Origin of the sequence: Nevskia soli, assembly GCF_903970205.1 — a bacterium.
Lineage (GTDB): Bacteria > Acidobacteriota > Terriglobia > Bryobacterales > Bryobacteraceae > Bog-113.
On record NZ_CAJCHS010000313.1, the window covers coordinates 1 to 9,836 of the forward strand.

General features: G+C 58.7%; 11 protein-coding genes. 5 read left to right on the plus strand and 6 right to left on the minus strand.

From position 1 onward, the window contains the following. Nucleotides 1-154: hypothetical protein (locus H1Y01_RS20100; RefSeq protein ID WP_180541062.1), on the plus strand; the 154-nt coding region annotated here is incomplete at its 5' end. Nucleotides 155-173: 19 nt separating this feature from the next. Here H1Y01_RS20100 and H1Y01_RS13635 read toward each other — a convergent pair. Both H1Y01_RS13635 and H1Y01_RS13640 read right to left on the minus strand, forming a co-directional pair. Then, a complete protein-coding gene (locus H1Y01_RS13635; RefSeq protein WP_180541063.1) occupies nucleotides 174-1,244 on the minus strand; it encodes a DUF4349 domain-containing protein in 1,071 nt (356 codons plus the stop codon). 7 nt (nucleotides 1,245-1,251) lie between these two features. Next, nucleotides 1,252-1,797, minus strand: coding sequence for an RNA polymerase sigma factor (locus H1Y01_RS13640; RefSeq protein ID WP_180541064.1), 546 nt, complete (start codon nucleotides 1,795-1,797; stop codon nucleotides 1,252-1,254). A gap of 108 nt (nucleotides 1,798-1,905) precedes the next feature. Here H1Y01_RS13640 and H1Y01_RS13645 point away from each other — a divergent pair, with 108 nt between their 5' ends. Further along, a complete protein-coding gene (locus H1Y01_RS13645) occupies nucleotides 1,906-2,643 on the plus strand; it encodes an FKBP-type peptidyl-prolyl cis-trans isomerase (protein ID WP_180541065.1) in 738 nt (245 codons plus the stop codon). Nucleotides 2,644-2,652: 9 nt separating this feature from the next. On the opposite strand, the gene H1Y01_RS13650 is transcribed toward H1Y01_RS13645, so the two are convergent. Then, nucleotides 2,653-3,438, minus strand: a complete 786-nt coding sequence (locus tag H1Y01_RS13650; protein ID WP_180541066.1) for a hypothetical protein — start codon at nucleotides 3,436-3,438, stop codon at nucleotides 2,653-2,655. A 128-nt stretch (nucleotides 3,439-3,566) separates the two neighbouring features. Here H1Y01_RS13650 and H1Y01_RS13655 point away from each other — a divergent pair, with 128 nt between their 5' ends. After that, nucleotides 3,567-3,944, plus strand: coding sequence for a hypothetical protein (locus H1Y01_RS13655; RefSeq protein WP_180541067.1), 378 nt, complete (start codon nucleotides 3,567-3,569; stop codon nucleotides 3,942-3,944). A 17-nt stretch (nucleotides 3,945-3,961) separates the two neighbouring features. Here H1Y01_RS13655 and H1Y01_RS13660 read toward each other — a convergent pair whose 3' ends face one another. Genes H1Y01_RS13660 through H1Y01_RS13670 form a run of 3 tightly spaced genes read right to left on the minus strand, consistent with a single transcriptional unit; the run spans nucleotide 3,962 to nucleotide 7,020 of the window. Beyond that, nucleotides 3,962-4,558 carry an anthranilate synthase component II gene (locus H1Y01_RS13660; protein ID WP_180541068.1) on the minus strand — a complete coding sequence of 199 codons (597 nt, stop codon included), beginning with the start codon at nucleotides 4,556-4,558 and terminating at the stop codon, nucleotides 3,962-3,964. Beyond that, nucleotides 4,555-6,120: an anthranilate synthase component I family protein gene (locus tag H1Y01_RS13665; RefSeq protein WP_180541069.1), complete on the minus strand. Its 1,566-nt coding sequence runs from the start codon at nucleotides 6,118-6,120 to the stop codon at nucleotides 4,555-4,557. Before H1Y01_RS13665 ends, H1Y01_RS13660 begins: the two co-directional genes overlap by 4 nt. A gap of 57 nt (nucleotides 6,121-6,177) precedes the next feature. Beyond that, a complete protein-coding gene (locus tag H1Y01_RS13670) occupies nucleotides 6,178-7,020 on the minus strand; it encodes a class I SAM-dependent methyltransferase (RefSeq protein ID WP_180541070.1) in 843 nt (280 codons plus the stop codon). 52 nt (nucleotides 7,021-7,072) lie between these two features. Here H1Y01_RS13670 and H1Y01_RS13675 point away from each other — a divergent pair, with 52 nt between their 5' ends. Together H1Y01_RS13675 and H1Y01_RS13680 are read left to right on the plus strand one after the other, a co-directional pair. Then, nucleotides 7,073-7,420 carry an STAS domain-containing protein gene (locus tag H1Y01_RS13675; RefSeq protein ID WP_180541071.1) on the plus strand — a complete coding sequence of 116 codons (348 nt, stop codon included), beginning with the start codon at nucleotides 7,073-7,075 and terminating at the stop codon, nucleotides 7,418-7,420. 545 nt (nucleotides 7,421-7,965) lie between these two features. Beyond that, the coding region (locus H1Y01_RS13680; RefSeq protein WP_180541072.1) for a tetratricopeptide repeat protein at nucleotides 7,966-9,836 on the plus strand (1,871 nt) is incomplete at its 3' end.

Genomic DNA, 9,836 nt, shown 5'->3' on the forward strand with positions numbered 1-9,836 from the left:
CGGGCTGAAAGTAACCGCGGAAAACGGCTGGTTCGCGGCGCGGCCATCCGGCACGGAAGCTATCTATAAGTTATACGCTGAAAGCCTCGTCAGCCAGCAGCATTTGGACTCGATCATCGCCGAGGCCCAAAAAATAGTAAGTGCGGCCATTTAGGCGCGGAGTCGGGATACATTCATCTCCGAACCTGAATCGCCCGCCAAACGAACCGCGCCGGGAAGAATAGGATCAGCGACCAAAGAACTAAAGCCGGACCGTATGCAAGTAAGAAGGCGAGGATAGCCGCGCTGGCGCCAACCAGATTCTCGTAACCGCGAACCGCGGCATCGCCTAACTTCGAAACCACAGACGGGTTCGCTGCCGGTTTGTGTTCTTCCTCGTTAAGTTGTAGCACGATGGCTGAGAACGCGAGGCGATCGCTCAATGCTTCTTTCTCGGCAACAAGCTTCTCAATCGTCCCGCGGGTATCGTCGATCTGATTCTCCACAGCCAACACATCGGATACACTGCCCGTGCGCTGCCTGAGTAGCTCGTTCAGCCGCTGCTCGGCATTCCGGGCGTTCGCGAGGCGCGCGTCCACGTCGACCACTTCATCGGTGACTTCAGTCGCAGTCCGCGCTTCGGATTGTACGCGACCCAGCGCCTTGAGTTCCTCAACGGTGTGATCGAGGTCCGCGGCGGGCGTGTTGACTGTGGCGGTCAGAGAGCGCGACTCACCGGCCGGAGCGTTCACCTGCATCTGTGCAACATAGCCGTGGTGCTCGGCTACGATGTTATCCATGGCGGCCCGTGCCCGACCGAAGTCCTTGCAGACAATCGTCAGTCCCGCTCCATGCACCAGCATCGGCGCGCGCTTTTGGATTTTGACCGGTACGGCAAGCCGAGGGTCGGCAAACGACCTATAGTCTTGAAGAACGATCCCCCTTGATTGCAACTTGCTTGATTGCAACTTGTAAGATCGCGACCCGAAAAACGAGATGCCTACGACGCCCATGATCACAAGTGCGGCAAAGACTAGGATTGCTTGCCGGTTGGCTGTCTTCACTGTCTTCGCCGGCTTACGCGGATAAGGCGCGCTGAACGAGGGAACCTCGACTTCCCACTCGCGCATCTGACCCGAAACGCTCTCCAACTCCGCGCGTAAGGTACGGCACTCACCGCACTGCTTGAGGTGCTCTCCCGCCATCCCTGCGCGTGCGGGAAGTAACTCGCCATCCAGATAAGCCATAAGTTCTTCAGGTCGCAAAGGGTGATTATTCGCGGTCACGCAAAGCCCCCTTTCGGGTTGCTGCCATACTCGGCTCCAGCAGATCCCGCAAAGCCGTTCGAGCACGGAAGAGCCGGGAGCGAACGGTATTTATCGGCAAGCCGAGTAAGTCCGCAATCTCCGCATAAGTGAGCTGCTCGTACTCACGCAGCATCAGGATTTCGCGCTCGCCTGGGTCGAGCTTTGCCAAAGCTTGCTGCAACCAAACGGTCGTATCCGGAGCGTCGCGCGAAGTCAAATTGCCCAAGCTCGAAGAAACCGGCGAGCGGCGTAGGTGGCGACGTTCGGCAAACAGAAGGTTCATCGCGATGGCATAGAGATAGGTTCGAACGGACGCTCGCGGCCGATAGCTTGCGATCCCGCGCATCGCCGCCAGAAACGTTTCCTGCGTCAGATCCTGCGCGCGCTCCGTCCCCGGAAGCCGTCGCCGGAAAAACCGGTAGAGAGGATCGCAATAGCGGGCAAAAAGTTCCTCGAACGCATCGCGCGATCCGGACTGGAATTCCAGGATGAGGGACTCGTCGCTGATCATTCACGCCATCCGTTAAGTGATGTTATGTCGCAAGCGGCCAAAAAGTTCCCGCTAGCTTTTAAATTCTTCAGTCTTAGCCTGTTCTGACGGGTGCTAGGCTGTTACAGAATGCAGCGGCTCTTTTCTTCATTTCTTACCCTTGTTACGGTTTTGGCTCTCGCCGGCCGGCTATCGGCGCAAACGCCTGCGGCGAGGCCAGCGACTCATACTCCCGCGAAGCCTCGCACGGCCGCCGCGCCTGCACTCACAACAGACGATCAGAAGACGATCTACGCGCTCGGCGTCTCGATGTACCAGTCCATCCAGCCGTTTGATCTATCGCCCGCGGAACTGGCGATCGTCAAGCGCGCCTTCAGCGACGCGGCCGCGGGTAAACCTGCGATTGACGTCGAAGCGTTTCAGCCCAAGATAGGAGCATTGCGGAACGCGCGTGCTTCCGCGGTCGCTGCCAAGCAGAAAACGGCGTCACTAGCCTTTCTCGCCAAGGCGGCTACCGCACCGGGCGCCGTGAAAACCGATTCCGGCATGATCTATCGCGAACTAAGACCCGGCACGGGCGCGTCCCCGGCAGCTACCGATACTGTCAAAGTAAACTACCGCGGCACCTTTACCGACGGCAAGGAGTTCGATAGTTCTTATAAGCGTAACGAGCCCGCTACCTTTCCGTTGAACGGAGTGATTAAGTGCTGGACCGAGGGTCTGCAGAAGATGAAGGTAGGCGGGAAAGCGAACTTAGTCTGCCCCTCGGATCTCGCTTACGGCGACCGCGGGCGTCCGTCCATACCCGGCGGTTCAACCCTTGTATTCGATGTGGAACTACTGGAGATCGTGAATCCCGCGAAGTAGAGAGCGTCGTTACTTAGGACTATCCTCGCCGGCAAACGTAATCGAGGACTCCGCTTCGAACTTACGATAGCCTCGAAAATCTAACTCATTCTTTATCTGCTTCGTCCAGAGCAGCAACGTTACGGACGCGTCGGCGGGAAGCAGGTAAGTCTTAGTCCCGATGGGCGTCTCCGTATAGTCCACATCGGTCGAGATCTGACGCGTCTGTATCTCGGGTGGAATGTCTTTCGCCGTATAGGAGATCCTCCACACGGCGCCGTTGCTGGGGTCGGCATATACGGAACCTTTATAGCCCACAACCGCGCTGGCCCCTTGGCTGATCCGCAAAGTCATCGCCGACTGCTCCTTATCGACAGTGAAATCAAACACCGCCAGCTGTTTGCCGCGCACGGTCTCCCATCGGTTCCAGCTAAAGTATGCCGTGCTGTTCTTGCCGAGCACCTGCGCGAGCAGCATGCCGAACTCTCCTTCCGTGGTCAGCGGCAATGGGCGGGGCTGCGCACCCGGTTTGACCCTTTTTCCGTTGACCGTCTGGATCGTTTTCTGCTCGCGCCCATCGTGGAAGCTGAGCTTCGACACGACTGTATCGCCCTTGCGCCAGCGCTTCGGTTGCACGTCCGCCTCCGATTCGCGCGTCACCTGATCGCACACGAAGTTCGGCAGATTGGAAACGTAGCGGTCGGCGTAATCGTGCATCGAATCGAGGAGTTTGTCCTGCGTGTCCGGGTCGGGGGCCGCCGGGGTTTGCGCCAGAGCGGCGGCCGCGAAAATCAGAGCGAAGACAAGGGAACGCATTCGGAATGGCAATCTTTCTACAACATACCTGAAGCCGGGATGTCTGGCAGCCCACGGAAAAAGTCGCGAGACACCGCTTGCTCACGCGCGCGGCTCAGTAGATTCAGTATTGGAGTAACCTGTGACCAATGCCCGCAGACTATTCCACTGCATTCGCCGCCCTCAGATCCATACTGGCTAACCACGCGGACAAGTTTTCCGTGACGGTGGACAAGCCGACCGAGTACACGCTCGTGACCCAGTCACCTTCGCCATTGCCTCAACACAAAAACGAACCCATGTTCTTCGGATCGGTTCGCCTGGGCAAGGCATACGCGAGTTTCCATCTGTTCCCGCTTTACGTGAACCCGGAACTCGCGAACGGCCTTTCGCCGGCCCTCAAAAAACGGATGCAAGGCAAATCATGCTTCAACTTCAAGACGCCGCCGGAACCCGACGTGTCGGCCGACCTGGAACGACTGGCTGCCGAGGCAGTCCAGGACTGGGCGCGCAGGAAATGGCTCTGACGACCGTTCCCAAAGCTTCAAGCGAGGGCGCCGCGGCGCGGTAACACGTGTGCCTCGACAAAGTTCGTGATGAGGCGCAATCCATTCTCGGTCAAGATACTCTCCGGATGGAATTGTACGGACTCGATCGGCAACTCCCGATGGCGCAGCGCCATTAAGTAACCGTCGTCATGAGTCCAGGCGCTGGCTTCGAGCACAGGCGGCAGACTATCGCGCTCGACGATCAACGAGTGATAACGTGTGGCCGGGAACGGGTTCGGCTGGCCCGCAAAGCATCCCTTTCCGTCGTGACTAATCGAGCTGGTCTTACCGTGCATCAGGTGCGCCGCTTGCAACACCTTGCCACCGAACGTGAGTCCGATCGCCTGATGACCTAGACAAATTCCGAGCACCGGTGTGTTAGCAGCGGAGAACGACCGGATCATCTCGGGGTAGTGTGAGTCCGCCGGATGTCCCGGTCCCGGACCGAGCACCACAAAGTCATAACCCGCGTTATAGAGTGCCGGCGTTACTTTGTCGTTGCGCACGACATCGGTATCTACTCCGGCCAGACATAGATACTGATAGATGACATAGACAAAGCTGTCGTAGGCATCCACGAGAAGAGCTTTCACTGGGCTGTCCCCAAAGTAGCTCCCAGACTAACTTCGCTTCTTACGTCCTCGCCGGTGATCGCCCAATGCAGCGACGCCATCTTGCGGAGCGTTTCGCGCCACTCGTTTTCGGGAACTGAATCCGCCACAACGCCCGCCGACGCCCGCACAAAGAAACGATCGCGGTAGTGCATCGCGGTTCGGATGCAAAGCGCCGTCAACGCCGAGTTATCGAATCCAATGATGCCGATCGCCCCCGCATACACGCCGCGCCGGGAGGTTTCCAGTTCCTCGATGATTTCCATGGCCCGAATCTTCGGCGCGCCCGTCATGGTGCCTGCGGGAAACGTCGCGGCCATGGCGGCGTACACGTCGTAGTCGTCGCGTAGCGTGCCCGAGACATTCGAAACCAGATGATGCACATGCGAATACGATTCCACGATCGCCAGTTCGTCCACATGCAGCGTGCGCGGACGGCAAACGCGGCCGATGTCATTGCGGCAAAGGTCCACTAGCATGATGTGCTCGGCCATCTCCTTTTCGTCCGCCAGCAGCGCCGCCGTCAGTGCCGCGTCTTCCACGGGGTCCGGCGACCGCCGCGTGGTTCCGGCAATGGGCCGCATCTCAATGCGCCCATCGAGCACGCTCAAGAACAATTCAGGACTTGCGCCCACCACCGTGAGATCTCCAAACGGGGCAAGGAACATGTAGGGCGAAGGATTGCGCACGCGCAGCCGCCGGTAGACATCGAACGGATGCGCGGTCGACGTGATGGTCAGTTCGTGGCCCAGTTGCACCTGGTAAATGTCGCCAATCCGTATATACTGGAGCGCCTTTTCCACGTTCTGCATGTAAGCGGGCGCCTCGATGGAATCGGTAATTCGCAGCGGTCCAGGCACGGGCGGCGCAGTCGTCTCCGCGGCCAAAGTGAAGCGGCTGGCGGGCTCCGAAAGCAGCAGGTCTTTCAGTTCCTCAACGGGCGGTCCGCTCGGAAACGAATCGCTGGCATGCAGGATCAGAGTGCATTCGCCGCCTTCCCGCAGGTCGGCCCGAATGAGCCCGCGATAGATCGTAAGACTCACATCCCAGTTCACGCGATCGGATGGAATGCGGCGCGGCAGATCCTCGATCGCCCATGCCGTATCGTAGCCGAAATACCCGAAGAAGCCAAACGAGAGACCGTTCGATTCGCGGCGGCTCGGCTGCTCGATTTCGAAGCCGGATTGCACGGAGCGCAGAAAATCCCAGAGCCCCTGCCGGTTCACGAGCGACACGGATTCGCTGGTCACGATCACGGTGCGATCGCGCGCCGCTTTATCCAGAATCCTGGTCCGCAGCCCGGGATTGCCAGTGACTTGCACCAGCCGGTCGTGGACCTTCACGGTGACGAGCGGATCGAAGCCGATGAACGAGTGCAGCGAGTCGCGCGCCGGCCCGCTGAGCGATTCGAGCAGGTATACGCATTCCGGCCCGAAGTAATTGCGCAGCGACAGGAAGACGTCGAACGGATCCAGCCGCGGAAGCGCGTAATCGGTCGTGCGCACGCGGGTGTGCGCTACGTGAGACGCGATTTCGGTCGGCATGGGTTGGGCATGGATAATGGGTTGGGCATGGATAAAGGATAACGGAGCGCTGTGATACTAGCGCCATGCGCACAGCAGGCGCCCGCTAGATCCGCGAATGGCGAGGCGATCGGAGCGTTCAGCGAAATAGCGGGCGTTCACCTCGGTTGCGCCGAGATCCTCGTGTTTGGAGAAGCCGGAGAGTTCAGCGGCGATTTCCCCGGGTGTAAAGAAGAGTTGAAACGGCTCACCGGCACTTTGGACCCGTGACGCCAGTGCATCGCGCGCTATCTGTTCCCGCGGTGGGAGCACTGCGCGCGGTTGTCCGTAATCGAACGTAACGCCGCTTCCAACGGGCTGCGCGGCGATAAACGCGACAGTCGTCCGAAAGGCGTTCAGGGTCAGATAAGGAACCACGCCAAGCCAGGCGAAGTATGCAGGCGCCTGTCGATCGAATCCCGCGGCCGTGAGTTCCGCGGCCAGTGATTGGGTTTCGAAGTTCACTGGAGTGTAAGTGAGGCTTTCAGGAATCGCAATCCCGCTTCGGGCAAGCAGCTCCCGCTTCCACTGTTGAGTCGCGGGGTGGTCTACCTCAAACACGCGTAGCTGCGGATACGGATTGCGGTAAGCAAAGGTATCGAGACCGGCCCCGAGCAACACATACTGACTTACTCCCGACTCGACCGCCCCGCGCAAATTGTCTTCCGCATAGCGGCTGCGGGCAACCAGATGGGCGCGCATACCCATTGCAAAGGGTTCGCCGGCGCCGTCCAAGTAAGCGTTCAAGCTATCCGCATAGTGCGAGCCTAGCATCGGAACCGCAACCGGGTCGTGGAACACGATAGGCATGTCGCACAATTGGTGAACGGCGCGGCGTAGAGCCACGCCCAGTGCGGTGCGTGATGGAACTGCTTCGACCATGACCCATTTTCCTAACCCTTCGCGGGAATCGGTGCAGTAGAATCGGTTTTACATGGCCGCCGATCCGACCGTTATCGAAAAGACCACCGACCCCGGGACGCAAATTGAAACCTTGAAGGTCACCGGCCCGGTAACTCTAGCCACGTTGTTCGAGTTCCAGGGCGCGTTACGAGAGGCCACCGGCCCGAAAACATTGATCGACTTCTCCGGCGTACCCTATATGGATTCGGCTGGACTGGGCGCCGTTCTCAACTTCTATGCAAGCGCGCAGCGGCACGGCAGGCGACACGCGATCGTCGGCATGTCACCGCGAATCCTGACGATGTTTCAAGTGTCGAAGGTAGATAAGTTCCTCTCGATTTACCCTTCTGTTGAAGAGGGCGCGAGATCGTTAGAGTAGCCAGAGAGTGAGTACAGCCGGGCAAGATCCGGTGCCAGAGACGCCTCAGCCTTCAGAGTCGGAACGACATACGGAAACGGGCATTTGGCTGATCCGTGTGATTCTGTGAACTTTGTGCGCTTCGCACTTTCATTCTCACCTCAATTCGAGGGAAGCGCCGGTGCAGTGGGCATCGCGGATCGATGATTCTCGTTGCGATGGGCTGGATTTCGAATCGACTTCGTCTGGCTTGTAGTCTCAAGTTTCGCGATCTTTCTGGCAATGTTCTACTTTCTGTTTTATCGGTCGAATGATTCCCGAGCAAAGACGACGTCGGGACTTTGTTTTGCGTGGCTCGTTGCCTCTTTTGTTTACGTGGCACGAGCTCTTTTCGCTGGAATAATGGATTTCGGCTGATCAAACCGCCGCGAAATCAGAAAAGGCGCCAGCAACCGTAAACGAATTGCGAGAGCAAGTCCCGATCCCCTTCCACTAGTCCTCTGAAACAAATGAGGGTAGTCGCGTCCGTATCATTTTGTGGAATCGCCTTACTGGCGCAAGCTGTAATGGCGGAGGAACCGGGCAAACCGGTTGAAAATCAGGATGCCATCGCCTATCAGGCGCTGACTCGCGCCTACGCCGAACTGCGCGTCAAGAACTACGACGGCGCCGTCGCCGATTTCACGGAAGGCATCCGGCTCTCACCGCATCGCGCCGACATCCGCAAAGATCTCGCGTACACCCTGCTGAAGATTGGCGAGAATGAGGCCGCGCGCGATCAGTTCGGGGAAGCCATGCGGCTGAATCCGGCGGATACGCACGTGGCTCTCGAATATGCTTTTCTGAGCTTCGAGAGCGTCGATCGTACATCGCATGGCGAAGCGATCGCCGGCAAAGCGGTGGCACGGCGCATTTTCGACCGCGTGCGGCACGATTCAGCGGCCGACGACGCCTCGCGCGCCAGTGCCGAACAAGCCTTTCACAACATCGACGGGCCGCTCGAAGCCAATATCGAAAGATGGAAGCAGGCGCTGGCCACGGGACCCGAAACTTTTTCCGCGCACTTCGAACTCGCGGAGCAGGCCGAGCAGCGCGACGAACTGGAATTAGCCGTCGAGCACTATCGCCGCGCCTGGCAGATGTTGCCTGTGCGCAAAGGCGTGCTGCTCGACCTCGGCCGCGTCCTTGTTCATTTAAATCGCATGGACGAAGGCAATGCGGCTCTTCTGGCGGCTTCGCGCGGCGGCGAACCACGCGCGGCTGAGTTCGCCAAGGGAATGCTTCCGGACCGCTATCCGTTCGTCTACGAATTTCGAAGAGCGCTGGAACTCGACCCGCACAATATCGAACTGCATCGCGAACTCGCGTACCTTCTTTTGCGTATGGCCGACCGCAATGAAGTTCCCGCGGCCGAGGCCGAAAACGAATTCCGCATCATCGTGGATTCCGAACCGGCCGATCTCTTGTCCGCCGCGCAACTCGGCTTCCTGTATCTCGGCAGAAACGAAACGGTCAAAGCCGCGCCGGTGCTCAAGCGCGTGTTGGACGGCGGTGACGAGGAACTTGCGAATCGCGTCCGCGTCGCTCTTCACCTGCCGCAGCAATTGCGCCGGACAGCATCGCCTGATGAGGCTGCGGCTGAAGCGCGCATCATGGCGGATAAAAGCATTCAAGCGGGATATCTGAAAGACGCGCTTAAGTTTCTGAAAATCGCGCATGACGCCGACCCGGTCGATTTCTCCCTCATTCTGAAACTCGCAAGCGTCTACAACATGCTCCACGATGACCGCACGGCGATGCGATGGTATGCGTTGGCGAAGCAAAGTGAGGACGACGCGGTCGCGGGCAAAGCCGCAACCAGCATCAACTCGCTCCGCCCGTCCACGGAAGACTTCCGCACCACGGTGTGGAGTTTCCCGATGTTCTCGACGCGCTGGCACGATCTGTTTTCTTACGCGCAGATGAAGACCGATATGAAACTCAAGCGGACGAACTGGTTCCGGCCCTACATCTCGCTGCGATTTATCGGGGACACAAAGGAAACGCTGCAAGGGTCCACCGCATCCGCTCCTCAATATCTGTCGGAAAGTTCATTCATTACTGCCGTAGGAGTGGCGAGCAAACCGGTGTTCGGCGCCACGGCGTGGGCGGAAGCCGGTGAATCGATAGGCTACTTGACGGATCACGCCATCCCGGACTATCGCGGCGGAGTTACCTGGTCTCGATCGCGCGGCGAGAACATCTTTAGTAAAGAGCGCGGATTCTTCTTCGAAACCAACGACGATCTGGTCTACGTCAGCCGCTTCGATCACGACACGCTCGGATACACCCAGAATCGCGCGGGATATACTCCCGCTACCTTGCCGCTGCAAACCCAGCTTTTCTGGAACTTGAACTTCACTGGAGATCTGAAACGGCAGTACTGGGCAAACTTCGC

Excerpts from the sequence above, each read along its gene's own strand:
- H1Y01_RS13645 (WP_180541065.1), top strand. The coding sequence starts at position 1,906 with ATGCAGCGGCTCTTTTCTTCATTTCTTACCCTTGTTACGGTTTTGGCT.
- H1Y01_RS13650 (WP_180541066.1), bottom strand. The coding sequence starts at position 3,438 with ATGCGTTCCCTTGTCTTCGCTCTGATTTTCGCGGCCGCCGCTCTGGCG.
- H1Y01_RS13670 (WP_180541070.1), bottom strand. The coding sequence starts at position 7,020 with ATGGTCGAAGCAGTTCCATCACGCACCGCACTGGGCGTGGCTCTACGC.
- H1Y01_RS13640 (WP_180541064.1), bottom strand. The coding sequence starts at position 1,797 with ATGATCAGCGACGAGTCCCTCATCCTGGAATTCCAGTCCGGATCGCGC.
- H1Y01_RS13665 (WP_180541069.1), bottom strand. The coding sequence starts at position 6,120 with ATGCCGACCGAAATCGCGTCTCACGTAGCGCACACCCGCGTGCGCACG.
- H1Y01_RS13675 (WP_180541071.1), top strand. The coding sequence starts at position 7,073 with ATGGCCGCCGATCCGACCGTTATCGAAAAGACCACCGACCCCGGGACG.
- H1Y01_RS13655 (WP_180541067.1), top strand. The coding sequence starts at position 3,567 with ATGCCCGCAGACTATTCCACTGCATTCGCCGCCCTCAGATCCATACTG.